Genomic DNA, 17,274 nt, shown 5'->3' on the forward strand with positions numbered 1-17,274 from the left:
GTACTTGAGCATCGCGCTGCTGACCGAGGGGCTCAGTGACCAGTGGTTCCTGCTGCCGCTCATCGACCGTCAAGTGGCGGCACTGGAGCCGGAGTCCGCTCCCGGATTCGATTTCGGAGGCACCGCTCCCGGCAGTCGCTTCACTGTCGCGCCGCGCGACCATGTGGTCGAGGAAGTCGCCTCGCTTCTGGAACACATGGACATCGTGCTGATCCATCATGATCACAACGAGCAGAGCAAGGTCGAGTCCGTCCGAGCGAGGCTCGGCGGTGCGGCGGACCGGCTCGTCGGGATCGTCCCGGTGCGGGAGATGGAAGCGTGGATGCTGGCCGACGCCGCCGCGCTGCCCACGGCGACGGCGGAGGCGTCGGTACGGAACTTGGTCCGGGCACCTCGCGACGTCGAGAAGGTTCCGGATCCGAAGAAGGCCCTGGCCGAGGCGTTCGGCCCACGGCACCGGCCGGAGTACGACTTCGATCGGCTGGGTCAGCGTGTGTCCCTGGCTGCACTCCAGCAGGTTCCCGCCTATGCCCGCTGGGTCGGTGAGTTGCGTACGGCGATGGAGCGACTGCGCTTCCTGTGACGGTGGCCCCACAGGCGCCGCCCGACGTCACGCGCTCAGCGGAAACTCCTCACCCAACGCCCGAAACACCCCGGTGTTCAACGCGAACGCCCGCTTGCACTCGGCCACGACCCGCTGCTTCTCCAGATCGTCGGCCTGGACCCCGTCCAGCAACTCCCGATACCCCCGCTTGAACGCGGCCGGGTTCCCGATCCCCTCGAACACGTAGAACCGCACCCCGTCCCCCTTCCGGGAGAACCCCCACGTCCGCTCCGCCTTGTCCCGGATGATCTGGCCGCCGGAGAGGTCCCCGAGGTAGCGCGTGTAGTGATGGGCGATGTACCCGGCCGGCCACGACTCCGCGCACTCCCGCACCCGTTCGGCATAGGCCCGCGTCGCGGGAAGCGCGGTCAGCTCCGCCCGCCAGTCCGCACCCCGCAAGTGCTCAAGGTCCCGCTCCAGCGCGGGCAGTCGGAACAACTCGGCCTGGATGAACGCCCCGGCCACCGGATCCGCCGCGAGGCGCTCCGCCCCGGTCTCCAACGCCTCGTAGACGAACCACAGTTGCTCGGTGTACCGGGCGTACGCGTCCACGCCCAGCCGGCCGCCGAGCAGATCGCTCATGAAGGTGGAGGTCTCGGCCTCCACGTGCTGTTCGTGGGACGCGGTGCGGATGACTGTCGAGAAGGAGTCCATGAGCCCTATCCTCTAAGGTAAGGCTTACCTAAGTCAACAGGTTGCCGACGTCCTGTCGGTAAAAGCGTACAAGAGAAAGACCCACCCTCGGCGGAGAGTGGGTCTTGAGGCGCTACGGCAGGGTGAGCACCTCCGCCCCCGTCTCCGTCACCACCAACGTGTGCTCGAACTGCGCCGTCCGCTTCCGGTCCTTCGTGACGACCGTCCACCCGTCGTCCCACATGTCGTACTCGTACGTCCCCAGCGTCAGCATCGGCTCGATCGTGAACGTCATCCCGGGCTGGATGACGGTCGTCGCGTGCGGGCTGTCGTAGTGCGGGACGATCAGGCCGGAGTGGAAGGACGAGTTGATGCCGTGGCCGGTGAAGTCCCGGACCACGCCGTAGCCGAAGCGCTTGGCGTACGACTCGATGACCCGGCCGATGATGTTGATCTGGCGGCCGGGACGGACCGCCTTGATCGCGCGGTCCAGGGACTCGCGGGTGCGCTCGACCAGCAGCCGGGACTCCTCGTCGACGTCACCGACCAGGTAGGTCGCGTTGTTGTCGCCGTGCACGCCGCCGATGTACGCCGTCACGTCGAGGTTGATGATGTCGCCGTCGCGCAGCACCGTGGAGTCCGGAATGCCGTGGCAGATGACCTCGTTGAGCGAGGTGCACAGGGACTTGGGGAAGCCGCGGTAGCCGAGCGTCGACGGGTAGGCGCCGTGGTCGCACATGTACTCGTGCGCCACGCGGTCGAGTTCGTCCGTGGTCACCCCCGGCGAGATGATCTTCGCGGCCTCCGCCATCGCCCGCGCGGCGATCCGCCCGGCGGTCCGCATCGCCTCGATCGTCTCGAGGGTCTGCACCTCCGGCCCGGTGTACGGGGTCGGCGCGGGCTTGCCGACGTACTCGGGGCGACGGATGTTTCCGGGCACGGGACGGGTGGGGGAGAGGTCCCCTGGTACGAGCAGCGACTGGCCAGACATGCCAGCGAGTCTAACCAGCGGACATGGGGGAACATGGCGGTAGGGAAAGGAGCCGTTGATGGCCCTGTTCAAGAAGCGCACGGTCGGGAAGCCCGGCGAGTGGTACTACTGCCTCGAACACAAGAAGGTCGAGGAGGGGCCGGAGTGCCCCGCCAAGGACCGGTTCGGGCCGTACACCACCCGCGCCGAGGCCGAACACGCGATGGAGACGGCCCGCGAGCGCAACCTGGAGTGGGAGAACGACCCCAAGTGGCACGACGCGACCAAGGGCGCGGACGACGACTGACCGGCTCGCGCCGCGACGGGCACCGGGCGACCTGACCGGCTCGCGCTACGACAGGCGCCGGCGGTGACCTGATCAGGCCGCGCCACGACGGGCTCCGGCGCCGACCGCTCAGGCGTCGGCCGGGGCCGTGGGGGTCGTAGGAGTCGTCGCCGGCGCCCGCTGCGCCTTCAGCCGTAGCGCGTGTTCGTCCGTCCGCGCGTCGTACGACATCAGCTTCGGCAGTCCTACGGCCAGCAGCCCCACCGCGCCCACGCACATCAGCCCGCCCGCCCACACCGAGGTCCGCACCCCGGACAGGGCGGCCATGCCACCGGACCTGACCTGGCCCAGCTGCGGGCCCACCGAGTAGGACAGCAGCTCGATCCCGGCGAGCCGGCCGCGCAGCTCGTCCGGGATCGTCTGGTTCCAGATGACCCCGCGGAAGATGCCACTCACCATGTCGCAGCCGCCCGCGACGGTGAGGAACAGCAGCACCAGCCACACGTTGCCGACCGCGCCCGCGCAGGCGATCGCCGCGCCCCACAACGCCGCCGCCAGCACCACCATCCGCCCGTGCCGCTGGATCCGCGAGGTCCAGCCGCTGGTCACACTCACCAGCAGGGCACCGGCCGGGACGGTCGAGTACATCAGCCCCAACGCCCACGGGGCGTGCAGATCATCGGCGAGGAACGGCAGCACCGCCAGCGGCATCGCGAAGAACATCGCCGCGAGGTCGATGGCGTACGTACCCAGGAGTTCCTTACGGCTCCACGCGTACCGGGCGCCCTCGGCGATCGACTTCAACGACGGCTTCCGCGCCTCGTGGGCGCCGGGGGAGGCGGCGATACGGAAGATCAGGACGACGGACACCGCGAACGTCAGGGTGTCCGCCGCGAACGCGTAGGGCAGCCCCGCGAACGCCACGACCACACCCGCCAGCGCCGGGCCCGTGACCCCGCCGACCGTCCAGCGCAGGGAGTTGAGCGCGGACGCGGCCGTCATGTGCTCGTGGGCCACGATCCGCGGCCACAGCGAGTCCAGCGCGGGCCGCTGGATCGCACCGAGCACGGAGGTCAGGGCCGCGAAAACATACAGCGGCCACAGGGCGGGGTGCGGCAACAGCGAGTTGAACAGCAGCGCCCCGCAGAGCACCCCCTGTCCGACCTCGGTCCAGACGATCAACTTCCGCTTGTCCCACGCGTCCGCGAGCGCACCGCCGTACAGCCCGAACACGATCAACGGCACCAACTCCACGGCACCGACCGCACCCACCGCCGCCGCGGATCCCGTGAGCTCCTTGATCTGCACCGGAAGCGCGACGAACGTCAGAAAAGTGCCGAAGTTCGAAACCAGCCCCGCGATCCAGAGCCTGCGGAAGTCGACGGAGGCATGCCAGGGGGTCAGATCGGGGAGGAGGGCGCGGAGGCCTGTGGGGGCTTCGGCGAGGGGATCGGCGCTTTCGGTCACGAGGGGCAATGGTCGGGGTGGGGGGTGGGGGTGGCAAGCGGATTTTTCGCGGGGCGGGTCGTGGGGGACCGGATTTCGTCGGCGTCGGTCGTGGGGGCGGGTGGGCAACCGGCAGACGACTGGCGGGCGGGCGGCCAGCGGGGGACGGCGGGCGGTTGGTGGCCGGGCGGTGTGAGGAAATCGGTGGCGACGACCTGCCTCGGTCACTTGGCGGCGGCGGCCTGGCACCGATTTCCTCGTCCACTTCCCAACTGACCGAGACGGGTGGGCGGCGGCGGCCCGGCACAGCCTTTCTCGTCCACTTCTTCAACTGCGTGGGACGGATGGGGGAGTGGCGGGTGGGTGGTCGGCGGCGACAGGGAGTTGGCGGTCGCGACCTGCCTCGGTCGCTCGGGGGCGGCGGTGTGGCGCCGCTCTTCTCGTCGACTCTTCAACTGACCTGGGCGGGTGGGCGGGCGGGCAGTTGACGCCGGTGGAGACGCGCCGCACTCACTTGCAGGCGGCGGTTTGGTGCCGCTTTCCTCGTCCACCTGTCAACGCCCGAGACGGGTGGGTGACTGGTGGCGGTGGGGATCCGTGACGGTCGCTTGTCGGCGGCGGTTCGGTGCCGCTCTTTTCGTGCACCTCTCAGCCGACCTGGACGGGTGGGTGGGTGGGAGACCTGTTACCAGGGCGCAGGCGGCGGTGCCGTCAACTGGTCCGTCAGGCGGGACAAACGGTCACGGAAGCGCCCCCGCCCCCGTGTCGCCGGGAGGATGTTCTCGCCGGCCGCCGCGCTCACCAGGTGCTGGACGGTGTCGAGGTCCAGGTCCGTGTGCTCGGGTACGGGGAGTGACTCGTGGGCCAGGGACACCAGTTCGCGGTTCTGGGAGCCCAGGGAGAGGACGGTCGCGCCGGCCCGGCGGGCGTCGTGGACCCGTTCCAGGAGCGGGGCACCCGGCCCCTCCGGCGACACGACCAGCAGCGTCTCGCCACGCCGGGCCGCCTCGATCCGGCCGAGTCCGACGGCCAGGTGCGCCGGATCGGAGGGACGCGCGTCGTGTCGTACGAGAGTCGGCGCCAGCTCCGGCGTACCCGACCACGCGGCCTCGTCGACCAGGTGCGCCGCGAGATGCCACGGCTCGTACGCGGGCGTACCCACCAGCAGCAACCCACCCCCGTGCGACACCACCGACCCGCGCAACACCCCCGCGAACCGTCGCGTGGCCCCCAACCACTCGGTCCCGGCGAGCACTTCACGCAACAGCGCGACCCGTACGGCATCCATGTCCGCATCCTGCCCCAACCAGCCACTCGTGACGTGGAGTTCACCACGAATTCGCCCAACTTGGGGATGGTGCGGGCTCATCGGTCCCCCAAGGAGTCACCTCATGACAGAAACCGCAGAGACCGCAGAGACCGCGGATGTATCCGTCCCCTTCGTCGCAGGCCAAGGCGGCTACGCGAGCTACCGGATCCCGGCCGTCGTGGTGACCGCCGCCGGCACCCTCCTCGCGTTCTGCGAGGGCCGCGTCGACTCCGCGAGCGACCACGGCCACATCGAGATCGTCCTCCGGCGTTCCACGGACGGCGGCCGAACCTGGGGCCCGCTCACCGCCGCCGCCACCAACGGCCCCCACCTCGCGGGCAACCCCGCCCCCGTCGTCCTCGACACCGGCCGCGTCCTGCTCGTCTACGTCCGCGCGACCGCCACCGCCACCGAGGACGCCATCCTGCGCGGCCAGGTGAAGCCGGCCGACGGGCGCAGGATCTGGGTGCGGTACAGCGACGACGACGGTGTCACCTGGTCGAGTTCGACGGAGATCACCGACCAGGTGAAGAGGCCCGAGTGGCGCTGGTACGCCACCACGCCCGGCCACGCCATCCAGTTGAGCACCGGCCGTGTGGTCGTCGCCGCCAACCACACGATCCCGCCGACCGGCACGGACGTAGGCAATGAGGCGAAGTACAACAGCGGTCACTGCCTGCTCAGCGACGACAAGGGCGAGACCTGGTCCCTCGGTTACGTCGACGAGAACCCGGACGGCTACGTCAACTGCAACGAGACCACCGCCGCCGAACTCCCGGACGGACGCGTCTACTTCAACACCCGCAACGACTCCCCGTCCCCCGGCAACCGCGCCGACGCCCACTCGGCGGACGGCGGCACGACGCTCACGAAACCCTTCCGCCCGCAGGCCGGCCTCATCGCCCCCGTCTGCGAGGCCAGCGTCCTCCAACTCCGCGACCCCGACCTGCTGTTGTACTCCGGGCCCGGCGACCCGGCCGCCCGCGCCCTGCTGACCCTGCGCGCCTCCACCGACGCCGGCACCACCTGGCGCCCCGTGCACACGGTCGACGGACTGCCCGCCGCCTACTCCGACCTCGTACGCGTCGACGACGACACGGTCGGACTCCTCTACGAGACCGGCGACTTCGGGCCGTACGAGACGATCACCTTCCGGCGGGTGCCCGTGACGGACCTCACCTGACCCGGTACGGGTGCGGAGGCGGACGTAAAGTCGGCCCATGACCTCTACCGACAGTGCTGCACAGACCCCCGCGACGGCCTCCGGGACCGCCCCCGCGAAGGCCCCCGCCAAGGACCCGTGGGACCTCCCCGACGTCTCCGGACTGGTCGTCGGCGTGCTCGGCGGGACCGGGCCGCAGGGCAAGGGCCTCGCCTACCGGCTTGCCAAGGCCGGCCAGAAGGTGATCATCGGCTCCCGCGCCGCCGACCGCGCGCAGGCCGCCGCCGACGAACTCGGCCACGGGGTCGAGGGCGCCGACAACGCGGAGACCGCGCGCCGCAGCGACGTCGTGATCGTCGCCGTGCCCTGGGACGGCCACGGCAAGACCCTGGAGTCGCTGCGCGAGGAACTGGCCGGCAAGCTCGTCGTCGACTGCGTCAACCCGCTCGGCTTCGACAAGAAGGGCGCCTACGCGCTGAAGCCGGAGGAGGGCAGCGCCGCCGAACAGGCCGCCGCCCTGCTGCCCGACTCACGGGTCGCCGCCGCCTTCCACCACCTGTCGGCCGTGCTGCTCATGGACACGGAGATCGCCGAGATCGACACCGATGTGATGGTGCTGGGCGAGGAGCGCGCCGACGTCGAGATCGTGCAGGCGCTGGCCGGCCGTATCCCCGGCATGCGCGGTGTCTTCGCCGGCCGACTGCGCAACGCCCACCAGGTGGAGTCCCTGGTCGCGAACCTGATCTCCGTCAACCGCCGCTACAAGGCACACGCGGGCCTGCGCGTCACGGACGTCTGAGCGCGTGGGGGACACTGGTGGCAACCGACCACCGGTGTCCCCTTTGTTCTGCCGACAGGAGCCGAACCCATGCCCCGCCTCGCCCTCTACGCCCTCGTCGTCTGCCTGCTCGCCGTGGCCGCGGCGGTCGTCTCCTTCGTACAGGGCAGCCTGCTCGGGATCGTGTGGGTGCTGATCGCGGGCCTCTCGTCCAACATGTGCTGGTACTACCTGAAGCGCGGTCGCTCGGTCACCCGTTGATCGAGCAGAACTCGTTGGTGCCCTGCCAGAAGCGGTACAGGTTCTGCCCGCAGTAGGTCTCGAAGTCGCTGATGCCCAGCCCGCGCAGGATCGCGTCGATCACATCGAAGAAGTACGTGTTGATCGACGGCACCCACAGCAGCGCGAACACGAACAGCAGGCCGAACGGCGCGAACGGCTCCACCTGCCGCTTGATGTTGTACGACAGCCACGGCTCGATCACGCCGTAGCCGTCCAGGCCCGGCACCGGCAGGAAGTTCAGCAGCGCGGCCGTGACCTGGAGCAGCGCGAGGAACGCCAGCGCGAACCGGAAGTCCCGCGGTACCCCGTCCAGCGAGTGCAGCCAGAACGGCGCGGTGCAGACCGCCGCGAACAGCACGTTCGTCAGCGGGCCCGCCGCCGAGATCAGGCTGTGCTTCCACCGGCCCTGGATCCGGTTGCGCTCGATGAACACCGCGCCACCGGGCAGACCGATGCCGCCCATGATGACGAAGATCACCGGGAGCACGATGCTGAGCAGCGCGTGCGTGTACTTCAGCGGGTTGAGGGTGAGATAGCCCTTCGAGCCGACCGAGATGTCGCCGCTGTGCAGGGCGGTGCGCGCGTGCGCGTACTCGTGCAGGCACAGCGAGACGATCCAGGCCGCCGTCACGAACAGGAACACGGCGACGCCCGGCTGCTCGGCGAACCCGGTCCAGGTGGCCCAGCCGGTCACCGCCGTGACAGCCAGGATCCCGATGAAGACGGGACTGATCCGCCGGTCACTGGGGCGGGTGGTGGTGGCGGTCATGGGGGCGGGCTCCCTGCTGGGTCGGTGGACGCGAAGCCCGACGGTACCGGGCACGGGGGGAAAACGTCTCGCGAGCGGCCCTCGGTTCCGGGGAAGGTGGGGACATGGGACTCTGGCACGCGTTCTACGACTCCGTCACCCCTCGGGGGCTTCTTGGGGAGGCGTCGTAGCGCGTCCGGCGCCGCGCCGCCGCAACCCCGTGACCGCTTTCCACGCCACCGGAGACAATGGACCCCGTGCGCTATCGCATTCTCGGCACCACCCAGGCACTACGACCCGACGGCACGCCCGTCCCGGTCGGCGGGGCGCGGCTGCGCGCCCTGCTCACCGTGCTCGCCCTGCGGCCCGGTCGGACCGTGCCCGCGAGCCTCCTGGTGGACGAGGTGTGGGGCGTGGACCCGCCGGCCGACGCCCCGGGTGCGCTCCAGGCGCTGGTGGGCAGGCTGCGCCGGGCGCTCGGCGCCGACGCGATCACCTCGGCGGAGAGCGGCTACCGGCTCGCCGCCGCCCCCGACGACATCGACCTGCACCGTTTCGAGCGGCTGACGGGGGAGGGGCTGCGGGCGCTGGCCGACGGCAACCCCGCGAAGGCGGCCGAGGTCCTGGACGACGCGCTCGCCCTGTGGAGCGGCCCGGCCCTGGCCGACCTCCCCGACCGCACGGCGGAGGCGGCCCGCTGGGAGACCCGCCACCTGGACGCCCGCCGCGCCCGCCTCACCGCGTCGGTGTCCCTCGGCACCGCGGACACCGCCCTCCCCGAACTGACCGCCCTCTGCGACACCCACCCCCTCGACGAACCTCTCCAGTCCCTGCGCCTGCGAGCCCTCCGCGCGACGGGCCGCACGGCCGAGGCACTGGCCGCGTACGAGGACGTACGACAGCTCCTGGCGGACCGGCTGGGCTCCGATCCGGGGCCCGAACTGCGGTCGCTGCACGGGGAGTTGCTCAGCCTCGCCCCCGAGCCCGCGCCCAGTACGTCCACCCCCGCCCCCGCGGTCGCCCCTTCCCCCCGGGCCACCCCGCCCCCCGGCAACCTCCGCGCCCGCCTCACCTCCTTCGTCGGCCGGGAGGCCGACATCGACGTCATCCGGGGTGATCTCGCCTCGGCCCGGTTGGTGACGCTGCTCGGGCCCGGTGGGGCCGGGAAGACGCGGCTGTCGCAGGAGGCCGCCGAAGGGGTGCGGGACGCGGCCCGGGACGGGGTCTGGCTGGCCGAACTCGCCCCCGTGGACGACCCCGACGCCGTACCGACGGCCGTGCTCACCGCCGTCGGCGCGCGCGAGACCGTGATGTACGGCGCCGGCGCCGAGGCCATCCGGGCCGCCGGCGGCGAGCGGCACGACAACCCCGTCGACCGGCTCGCCGAACACTGCGGCAGCCGCCGGATGCTGATCGTCCTCGACAACTGCGAGCACGTCGTGGACGCCGCCGCCCGCCTGGTGGAGACCCTGCTGGAGCGCTGCCCCGGCCTCACCGTGCTCGCCACCAGCCGTGAACCCCTGGGCGTACCGGGCGAGTTGCTGCGCCCGGTGGAGCCACTGCCCGACCCCGTCGCGCTACGGCTGCTCGCCGACCGGGGTGCCGCCGCCCGGCCGGGGTTCAGCGTCGAGGGCGACCCCGAGGCCTGCGCCGAGATCTGCCGGCGGCTCGACGGGCTGCCCCTCGCCATCGAGCTGGCGGCAGCCAGGCTGAGGATGTTGACGCCGCGTCAGATCGCCGACCGGCTCGACGACCGCTTCCGGCTGCTCACTTCGGGCAGCCGTACGCTGCTGCCCCGCCAGCAGACCCTGCGGGCCGTCGTCGACTGGTCCTGGGACCTGCTCGACGCGGACGAACGGGACGTGCTGAGCACCCTGTCCGTCTTCGCCGGCGGCTGCGACCTCGCCGCCGCCGAGGCCGTGTGCGGGCCGGTCGCGTTCGAGACGCTCGGCTCCCTCGTCGACAAGTCCCTTGTGGTGGCGGCCCCTTCGGGCGAGGGGGAGATGCGCTACCGGCTCCTGGAGACCGTCGCCGAGTACGCGGGCGAACGGCTCGACGAGGCCGGCCGCCGCCCCCGCGCCGAGCGCGCCCACCTGACGTACTACCGCGAACTCGCCCGCACCACCGACCCGTTGCTGCGCGGCCCCGGCCAACTCGCCGCCGTAGGACGGCTGGAGCTCGAATACGAGAACCTCCGCACCGCCCTGCGGCACGCCCTCACCGAGCGCGACGAGCAGGAGGCCATCTGCCTCGTCCTGTCGCTGGTCTGGTACTGGCAGATGCGCGACGTCCGCATCGAGGCCCGCAACTGGTGCGTCGAGGTCATGGCGTTGGGCCCCGACCCCTTCACCGCCCCCGTCCAACGCGCCGAACCCGTCTGGCAGCGCTGCACCGACGTCCCGCCCCCGCTCACCGGCGAACTCCTCACCGAGGCCAGACGCGGTGTCCACCTCGCCCATCTGGGCTGGATGGACACGGAGTTGGAGGCCTGGGAGGCACCGGTGGCGAAGGAGAAACTCCGCCTGATCACCGAGGTCTACGAACCCGGCCAGCCGCAGACCTGCCGTACCCCCGGCATGCTCTGGTTCTACGCCGTGCTGATGACCGGCAACGTGGAGCGGCTGCCGGGCATCCTCGAAGCCGGCGTCCGCACCTGCCGTGTCACCCCCGGCATGCAGTGGGAGCTGGCCACCACCCTCCAGATGCGCGCCAACATGCTCGCCAACCGCAGCGACTGGGCGGGCGACGCGGTCCGGGACGCCAACGAGTCGCTGGAGATCTTCCGCCGCCTCGGGGACGCCTGGGGCACCGCCGAGGCGCTCTCCGCACGGGCCGAGGCCCGGGAGCGCATCGGCGAGTTCGGGCTCGCCGCCGCCGACTACGAGGCCGCGATCGAACACGCGGAACGGCTCGGCGCCCATGGTCAGACGGCCGTGCTCGGCGCCCGGCTCGGCAGCGTGCTCGTCGAGGGCGGTGAGGCCGAGCGGGGCGAACGCATCCTGCGCGAGGTGGTCGAGAAGCAGCCGTACGGCAGTGGCAACGAGGCGATGCCCGCCGCCCGGATGTTCCTCGCGGGCTACCTCGCCATGACCGGCCGGCCCGCCGAGGCGCGTGAGCAACTGCGCCTGCTGCGCGAGCAGTTCACCATCTCCCACTTCGTCGTCTTCGACGCGTACATCCTCGGCCTGGAGGCCTGGGTGGCCACGGTCGACGGCGACTACGACGAGGCCCTGGAGAAGATCCGGCGGGCCCTGCACCGGGCGGGCGACCCGCTGTCCGACGCCATCGCCCCGCACATGACCCCGCTGTACCTGGGAGTGGCCGCGATCGCCCTCGCCGAGACCGACGGCGGCGGCCGGGCCCGTGACGCCGTCCGCTGCCTCGTCACGGCGCGGACGCTGCTGCCGTCCGGGCATGTCGCGACGTCGATGGAGCGCGAGGTCTACCTCCAGGCCGAGCGGCGCGCCCGTGCCGCGCTCGGCGACGAGGCCTACGAGACCTGCGAGGCCGGGTACGCCGAAGGCGGCGGCCTCTCCGTGGAGGAGGCCGCCGCCCTGGTGTGACGCCGACGCGTACCGGTGGGACGCGACTGTGGTGCGTACCGGTCCGGCGCGGTCAGGTCTTGGTGCGGAACTTGTGGATGGCGATCGGGGCCATCACCGCGGTGAGCCCCACCGACCAGGCCAGCGTCAGCAGCACACCGTGGGCGACCGGGCCGCCCACCATCAGCCCGCGGGCCGCGTCGGCCAGGGAGGACAGCGGGTTGTAGTCGGTGAAGTTCTGCAGCCAGCCCGGCATCGACCCGGTCGGCGCGAAGATCGACGAGCCGAACTGCAGCGGCATCAGCACCAGGAAGCCCATGGCCTGCACGGACTGCGCGCTCTTCATGGTCACGCCGAGGGTGATGAACACCCACATCAGGGCCGAGCCGAACACCGCGGACAGCCCGATCGCGGCGAACATGCCGCCCCAGCGGTGGATGTCGAAGCCGACGAGGACACCGACGACCATCAGGACGGCGCACGCGACCAGCATGCGCATGATCTCGACCACGATCTTGGCGATCAGCACCGAGCCGCGCCCGATGGGCAGCGACCGGAACCGGTCCATGACCCCGGTGTGGAAGTCGGTGTTGAAGCCGGTGCCCACCCCCTGGGCCATGTTCATGCCCATCATGGCGAGCAGGCCGGGCACGACGTACTGCACGTACGCGTGCTGCCCGCCGCCGAGCGACTGCCCGATCGAGCCGCCGAAGACGTACACGAACAGCAGCGTGAAGATGACCGGGAACAGGATGGCGTCGAACATCGACTCCGGGTCCTGCCGGATCCACAGCAGGTTGCGGCGGATCAGCGCGCCGGTGTGGCGCAGATGGTTGCGCAGCGGGATACGGGGGTCCGCCGCCGATACGCCGGCGGGGTTCACGGTGACGGCGCTCATACGGCGACCTCCTCGCGGTCGTGGGTGGGCACGGAGTCCTGCGGGGCGCTGGCGCGGTGTCCGGTGAGGGACAGGAACACCTCGTCCAGGCTGGGGAGTTCGGTGGTGATGGCGGCGATGGTGATGCCCCGGGCGCTCACCGCGCCGACCACGGCGGTCAGTTGCTCGTCGCTGAGGATCGGCACCAGGACGGTTCCGCTCTCCACGTCCACGGTGACGGTGGCGAGTCCGGTGATACCCAGCTCGTCCAACGCCCGTGCCAGCGGCCGCAGTTGCATCGGATCGGCAGGCCGGATGCGCAACGCGCGCCCCCCGACCCTCGCCTTCAGCTCGTCGATGGCGCCACCCGCCACGACCTTGCCGTGGTCGACGACGGTCAGCTCGGAGGCGAGTGCCTCGGCCTCCTCCATGTACTGGGTGGTGAGCAGCACGGTCACACCGCCGCCGACCATGGACTTCACCTCGGTCCACACCTCCATGCGGGTGCGGGGGTCGAGCCCGGTGGTCGGCTCGTCCAGGAAGAGCACCTGCGGATGCCCGATCATCGAGGCGGCCAGGTCGAGCCGCCGCCGCATACCGCCGGAGTAGGTGCTCGCCGGCCGCTTGGCCGCGTCCGTCAGCGAGAACCGCTCCAGCAGTTCGTCGGCGCGGGCGCGGGAGTCCTTGCGGGACAGGTCGAGCAGCCGCCCGATCATGTACAGGTTCTCCCAGCCCGGGAGCTTCTCGTCCACGGAGGCGTACTGGCCGGTGAGGCCTATCACCCGGCGCAGTTGGCGGGGCTGGCGCAGGACGTCGTAGCCGGCGACGGTGGCTTCGCCGGAGGTCGGGGCGAGCAGCGTGGACAGGATCCGTACGAGGGTGGTCTTACCGGCACCGTTCGGCCCGAGCACACCCATCACGGTGCCCTCCCGGACGTCCAGGTCGACGCCGTCCAGCGCCTTGGTCTCGCCGTAGTGCTTGACCAGCCCCCGCACGGACACGGCCGTGCCGCTGGAGTTCTTGTCGATTCGCGTCATGCGGATGACAGTGCCAGGGCCGACCGACAGAACGCCTACATCCCGCCGACAGCCGCCGACAGCCGCCTACACGTGACCGACGGCGTCTGTACGTGCGCTTCCCGGCCGACCGGGACGGGCGGCAGGCGGCAAGGAGGCAGCCCGCCGACGGGGGAAGTTCGGCGGGCTGCCATGGTGCCGCAGTGGCTCTGTGACTTGCTGACGTCAGTGAACCGAGTGCTCCTCAAGAGGGAACGTTCCGCCCACGACATCCTCCGCGAACGCCCTCGCCGCGTCCCCCATGACCCCTCGGAGATCCGCGTACTGCTTCACGAACTTCGGCATCTTCCCGCCGGTCAGCCCCAGCATGTCGGTCCACACCAGGACTTGGGCGTCGGTCTCGGCCCCGGCCCCGATCCCGACCGTGGGAATGTGCAGCACCCGAGTCGCCTCGGCCGCCAACTCCGCCGGAACCAGCTCAAGGACCACCGCGAACGCCCCCGCGTCCTGCACGGACTTCGCGTCCCGCAGCAGCTGCTGAGCCGCCTCCTCGCCCCGCCCCTGCACCCGGTACCCCATCGAGTTCACGGACTGCGGGGTCAGACCGATGTGCGCCATGACCGGAATCCCGGACTCGACCAGCAACCGGATCTGCTCGTGCGACCGCTCGCCGCCCTCCAGCTTCACGGCGCCGACCCCGGCCTCCTTCACCAGCCGGGTCGCCGAGCGCAGCGCCTGCACCGGACCCTCCTGGTAGGACCCGAAGGGCAGGTCGGCCACGATCAGGGCGCGGCTCGTGCCCCGTACGACGGCCGCGGACAGCATGGCCATCTCGTCGAGGGTGACCGGCACGGTCGACTCGTACCCGAGGTGGCAGTTGCCCGCCGAGTCCCCGACGAGCATGACCGGGATGCCGGCCTCGTCGAAGACGGACGCGGTCATCGCGTCGTAGGCGGTGAGCATGGGCCACTTCTCGCCGCGTTCCTTGGCGAGGGCGATGTCCCGGACGGTGATACGGCGTGTGCCCTTGCCTCCGTACAGCGCCTTGCTGCCGTCGGAGGAGCTGTTCTTCCCAGCCTGGGCAGCCGAAAGCTGCGTCATTGCAACGGCTCCTTCAGTCATCTTGAGGCACCCTCACGGCGTCCCCAGATCCCCGCCATGGTGGCACCTCGTGCCACAGAGGGCCAGAGGGACCCCAGTCACCCGCGTCACGTACGAAGGCATGCGTAAGGAGGCATACGTAAGGCCTGAGTAAAATATTTACGATACGGCACGGTCCCGTATCGTAATTGGCTCGGCGCTCCCTACTCTGGACGGCATGACCACTCCACCCGTCCCCGGCACCCGGATACCCGAAGCGGTGCACCGTCGCCGCTGGGCCATCCTCGGCGTGCTGATGCTGAGCCTGCTCATCGTGGTGCTCGACAACTCGATCCTCAACGTCGCCATCAAGACCATCTCCACCCCGGCCCCGACCGGCCTGGGCGCCACCCAGAGCGAGCTGGAGTGGGCGATCAACGCCTACACCCTCGTCTTCGCCGGACTGCTGTTCACCGCGGGCCTGCTGGGCGACCGGATCGGCCGCAAGAAGGTCCTGCTCGGCGGACTCGTCGTGTTCGGCATCGGCTCCGCGCTCGCCGCCGAGTCCGGATCGCCGGACCAACTCATCGGCTACCGCGCCCTGATGGCCCTCGGCGCCGCGTTCGTGATGCCCGCCACTCTCGCCGTCCTCATGAACGTCTTCGAGCGCGACGAGCAGCCCAAGGCCATCGGCATCTGGGCCGGCGGTGTCGGCCTCGCCATCGCGATCGGCCCGATCACCGGCGGTGTGCTCCTCGACCACTTCTGGTGGGGCTCGGTCTTCCTGATCAACGTGCCCATCGTGCTGGTCGCCCTGGCCCTGATGATCTGGCTGGTCCCCGACTCCCGCGACCCGAAGCCCGGCCGCCTCGACCCGGTCGGCGTCGTCCTGTCCGTCGTAGGCCTCGTCCTGCTGGTCTACGGCATCATCGAGGGCGGCGAACTGGCCGACTTCACGGCGCCCAAGGTGCTGGCGACGATCATCGCCGGTGTCGTCGTGCTCGCCGGGTTCGTCTGGTTCGAGAAGCGCAGCGACCACCCGTCGATCGACGTCACGTACTTCGAGAACAAGGTGTTCTCGGCCGCGATCGCCGCCATCGCGCTGGTCTTCTTCGCGCTGATGGGCGTGACCTTCTTCTCGGTCTTCTACACCCAGAGCGTGCGCGGCTACTCGCCGCTGCAGACCGGCCTGCTGATGCTGCCGCTGGCCGCCGCGCAGATGATCTTCGCGCCGCGGGCCCGGCTGGTCGTCAACCGGTTCGGCAACAGGATCACGACCGGCGTCGGCCTGCTGGTGCTCGCCGGGATGCTCGCCGCCTTCGCGACCCTCAAGGCGGACACGCCGATCTGGATCCTGGAGGTCATCTTCTTCTTCATGGGCGCCGGCATGGCCCACGTCATGACCCCGACCAGCGTCGTCATCATGCAGGCGCTGCCGCGCGAGAAGGCGGGCTCCGCGTCCGCGCTGAGCAACACCTTCCGCCAGGTCGGCGGCGCCCTCGGCATCGCCGTCCTCGGCTCGGTGCTGTCCACGGCGTACCGCAACGGCATCGAGGGCAAGCTCGGCTCGGTACCGGCCGCCCTCCGGGACACCGCCGGCGAGTCCATCGAGGCCACCCTCGGTGTCGCCGCGAAGCTCGGCCCCCAGGGCAGGGCCCTGGTCACCCCGGCCAACGACGCCTTCCTGCACGCCATGCACGTCACCGCCCTGTGCGGCACGGGCGTCGCGCTCATCGGCGCCGTAGTGGCGTTCCTCTTCCTGCCCGGCAGGCCTCCGGTCCCTCAGGAGGGCAAGGAGGAGCCGGAGTTGGTCGTCGTAGGGGAATAGCGACGACAATCACCTGAGACGGGAACGGGGGGAACAGCGGAAGGGACGGAGTGAAGTGAGCCTTGCCGACAACGGCACCGCCACCGGCAACGACCATGGCACCGACAACGGGACCCGGCCGTGCGCGCCCACCAGGGGGCGCCCGCGCAGCGAGACCGTCGAACGGGCCATCACGGAGGGCGTGATGAAGCTCCTGGAGGACGGCGTGCCGCTGGCCGAACTCTCCATCGAGCGCATCGCCCGTACCGCCGGAGTCGGCAAGGCCACCATCTACCGCCGCTGGCCGGGCAAGGAGGAGTTGTTCGTCGACGTCGTCCGCGAGGCGGAGCCGCAGGACCCCGAACTGCCCGGCACCTCCCTGCGCGACGACCTCGTCGCCATGATGGAACAGCTGCGCCAGCGCGGTCTGATGACCCGGTCCTCGGCGCTCCTGCACAACGTGTACGCGCAGATGAAGAGCACCCCGAAGGTGTGGGCGGCCTACCACGCGACGGTCGTGGAACCCCGCCGCCGCAAGCAGGTCGACCTCCTGCGCCGGGCCCAGGAGAACGGCGAACTCCGCACCGACCTCGACCCCGAGCTGATGAACGACATGCTGGTCGGCCCGATGCTCCTGCGGACCGTCATGCGCTTCGACGCGGACCTCCCCGAGGGCCTGTCGGAACTCCTCGTCGACACGGTGCTGGTGGCCCTACGACCCGTCAATTCGTAGT

Annotated in this window: 16 protein-coding genes; 8 read left to right on the top strand and 8 right to left on the bottom strand. The window is 70.7% G+C overall.

The window, feature by feature from the left end:
• Positions 1-4: 4 nt before the first annotated feature.
• Positions 5-583, top strand: a complete 579-nt coding sequence (locus OG226_RS34570) for a DUF4276 family protein (protein WP_328683717.1) — start codon at positions 5-7, stop codon at positions 581-583.
• A gap of 27 nt (positions 584-610) precedes the next feature.
• On the opposite strand, the gene OG226_RS34575 is transcribed toward OG226_RS34570, so the two are convergent.
• Both OG226_RS34575 and map read right to left on the bottom strand, forming a co-directional pair.
• Positions 611-1,258: a biliverdin-producing heme oxygenase gene (locus OG226_RS34575; protein ID WP_329351078.1), complete on the bottom strand. Its 648-nt coding sequence runs from the start codon at positions 1,256-1,258 to the stop codon at positions 611-613.
• A 112-nt stretch (positions 1,259-1,370) separates the two neighbouring features.
• Entirely contained in the window at positions 1,371-2,228 is an 858-nt protein-coding gene (map, locus tag OG226_RS34580; RefSeq protein WP_329351079.1) for a type I methionyl aminopeptidase, read from the bottom strand.
• A gap of 58 nt (positions 2,229-2,286) precedes the next feature.
• Between map and OG226_RS34585 the strand changes: the two genes are divergently transcribed.
• Positions 2,287-2,514 carry a hypothetical protein gene (locus OG226_RS34585; protein ID WP_328683720.1) on the top strand — a complete coding sequence of 76 codons (228 nt, stop codon included), beginning with the start codon at positions 2,287-2,289 and terminating at the stop codon, positions 2,512-2,514.
• A 108-nt stretch (positions 2,515-2,622) separates the two neighbouring features.
• On the opposite strand, the gene OG226_RS34590 is transcribed toward OG226_RS34585, so the two are convergent.
• Positions 2,623-3,960, bottom strand: coding sequence for an MFS transporter (locus tag OG226_RS34590; RefSeq protein WP_328683721.1), 1,338 nt, complete (start codon positions 3,958-3,960; stop codon positions 2,623-2,625).
• A 664-nt stretch (positions 3,961-4,624) separates the two neighbouring features.
• Positions 4,625-5,227: a hypothetical protein gene (locus tag OG226_RS34595; protein ID WP_328683722.1), complete on the bottom strand. Its 603-nt coding sequence runs from the start codon at positions 5,225-5,227 to the stop codon at positions 4,625-4,627.
• A gap of 103 nt (positions 5,228-5,330) precedes the next feature.
• On the opposite strand from OG226_RS34595, the gene OG226_RS34600 reads away from it, so the two are divergent.
• The 3 genes from OG226_RS34600 to OG226_RS34610 all read left to right on the top strand — a co-directional run bounded on the left by OG226_RS34600 (position 5,331) and on the right by OG226_RS34610 (position 7,449).
• On the top strand, positions 5,331-6,431 hold the full coding sequence (locus tag OG226_RS34600) for a sialidase family protein (RefSeq protein WP_329351080.1): 1,101 nt from the start codon (positions 5,331-5,333) through the stop codon (positions 6,429-6,431).
• A gap of 37 nt (positions 6,432-6,468) precedes the next feature.
• On the top strand, positions 6,469-7,209 hold the full coding sequence (npdG, locus tag OG226_RS34605) for an NADPH-dependent F420 reductase (RefSeq protein ID WP_262057904.1): 741 nt from the start codon (positions 6,469-6,471) through the stop codon (positions 7,207-7,209).
• A 69-nt stretch (positions 7,210-7,278) separates the two neighbouring features.
• On the top strand, positions 7,279-7,449 hold the full coding sequence (locus tag OG226_RS34610; protein ID WP_327404561.1) for a hypothetical protein: 171 nt from the start codon (positions 7,279-7,281) through the stop codon (positions 7,447-7,449).
• Here the strand turns inward: OG226_RS34610 and OG226_RS34615 are convergent.
• Positions 7,439-8,239 (bottom strand): site-2 protease family protein, encoded by an 801-nt coding sequence (locus OG226_RS34615; RefSeq protein ID WP_328683724.1) that lies wholly within the window; start codon positions 8,237-8,239, stop codon positions 7,439-7,441. The genes OG226_RS34610 and OG226_RS34615 overlap by 11 nt on opposite strands.
• A gap of 227 nt (positions 8,240-8,466) precedes the next feature.
• On the opposite strand from OG226_RS34615, the gene OG226_RS34620 reads away from it, so the two are divergent.
• Positions 8,467-11,781: a BTAD domain-containing putative transcriptional regulator gene (locus OG226_RS34620; protein ID WP_329351081.1), complete on the top strand. Its 3,315-nt coding sequence runs from the start codon at positions 8,467-8,469 to the stop codon at positions 11,779-11,781.
• A gap of 52 nt (positions 11,782-11,833) precedes the next feature.
• Here OG226_RS34620 and OG226_RS34625 read toward each other — a convergent pair whose 3' ends face one another.
• From OG226_RS34625 to panB, 3 genes are all read right to left on the bottom strand, one after another.
• A complete protein-coding gene (locus tag OG226_RS34625) occupies positions 11,834-12,658 on the bottom strand; it encodes an ABC transporter permease (RefSeq protein WP_329351082.1) in 825 nt (274 codons plus the stop codon).
• A complete protein-coding gene (locus tag OG226_RS34630; protein WP_328683727.1) occupies positions 12,655-13,674 on the bottom strand; it encodes an ATP-binding cassette domain-containing protein in 1,020 nt (339 codons plus the stop codon). Before OG226_RS34630 ends, OG226_RS34625 begins: the two co-directional genes overlap by 4 nt.
• Positions 13,675-13,878: 204 nt before the next feature.
• Positions 13,879-14,754: a 3-methyl-2-oxobutanoate hydroxymethyltransferase gene (gene panB / locus OG226_RS34635; RefSeq protein WP_328683728.1), complete on the bottom strand. Its 876-nt coding sequence runs from the start codon at positions 14,752-14,754 to the stop codon at positions 13,879-13,881.
• 217 nt (positions 14,755-14,971) lie between these two features.
• Here panB and OG226_RS34640 point away from each other — a divergent pair, with 217 nt between their 5' ends.
• Together OG226_RS34640 and OG226_RS34645 are read left to right on the top strand one after the other, a co-directional pair.
• Positions 14,972-16,561 (top strand): MFS transporter, encoded by a 1,590-nt coding sequence (locus OG226_RS34640; RefSeq protein WP_328683729.1) that lies wholly within the window; start codon positions 14,972-14,974, stop codon positions 16,559-16,561.
• A gap of 55 nt (positions 16,562-16,616) precedes the next feature.
• Complete coding sequence (locus tag OG226_RS34645) at positions 16,617-17,273, top strand: TetR/AcrR family transcriptional regulator (RefSeq protein ID WP_328683730.1); 657 nt, start codon at positions 16,617-16,619, stop codon at positions 17,271-17,273.
• Position 17,274: the final 1 nt, after the last annotated feature.

The sequence above is a fragment of the Streptomyces sp. NBC_01261 genome, from assembly GCF_036226385.1.
In the GTDB taxonomy this organism is placed as follows: domain Bacteria; phylum Actinomycetota; class Actinomycetes; order Streptomycetales; family Streptomycetaceae; genus Streptomyces.

Excerpts from the sequence above, each read along its gene's own strand:
- OG226_RS34575 (WP_329351078.1), bottom strand. The coding sequence starts at position 1,258 with ATGGACTCCTTCTCGACAGTCATCCGCACCGCGTCCCACGAACAGCAC.
- map (WP_329351079.1), bottom strand. The coding sequence starts at position 2,228 with ATGTCTGGCCAGTCGCTGCTCGTACCAGGGGACCTCTCCCCCACCCGT.
- OG226_RS34585 (WP_328683720.1), top strand. The coding sequence starts at position 2,287 with ATGGCCCTGTTCAAGAAGCGCACGGTCGGGAAGCCCGGCGAGTGGTAC.
- OG226_RS34595 (WP_328683722.1), bottom strand. The coding sequence starts at position 5,227 with ATGGATGCCGTACGGGTCGCGCTGTTGCGTGAAGTGCTCGCCGGGACC.
- OG226_RS34600 (WP_329351080.1), top strand. The coding sequence starts at position 5,331 with ATGACAGAAACCGCAGAGACCGCAGAGACCGCGGATGTATCCGTCCCC.
- npdG (WP_262057904.1), top strand. The coding sequence starts at position 6,469 with ATGACCTCTACCGACAGTGCTGCACAGACCCCCGCGACGGCCTCCGGG.
- OG226_RS34610 (WP_327404561.1), top strand. The coding sequence starts at position 7,279 with ATGCCCCGCCTCGCCCTCTACGCCCTCGTCGTCTGCCTGCTCGCCGTG.
- OG226_RS34615 (WP_328683724.1), bottom strand. The coding sequence starts at position 8,239 with ATGACCGCCACCACCACCCGCCCCAGTGACCGGCGGATCAGTCCCGTC.
- OG226_RS34620 (WP_329351081.1), top strand. The coding sequence starts at position 8,467 with ATGGACCCCGTGCGCTATCGCATTCTCGGCACCACCCAGGCACTACGA.
- OG226_RS34625 (WP_329351082.1), bottom strand. The coding sequence starts at position 12,658 with ATGAGCGCCGTCACCGTGAACCCCGCCGGCGTATCGGCGGCGGACCCC.
- OG226_RS34630 (WP_328683727.1), bottom strand. The coding sequence starts at position 13,674 with ATGACGCGAATCGACAAGAACTCCAGCGGCACGGCCGTGTCCGTGCGG.
- panB (WP_328683728.1), bottom strand. The coding sequence starts at position 14,754 with ATGACGCAGCTTTCGGCTGCCCAGGCTGGGAAGAACAGCTCCTCCGAC.
- OG226_RS34640 (WP_328683729.1), top strand. The coding sequence starts at position 14,972 with ATGACCACTCCACCCGTCCCCGGCACCCGGATACCCGAAGCGGTGCAC.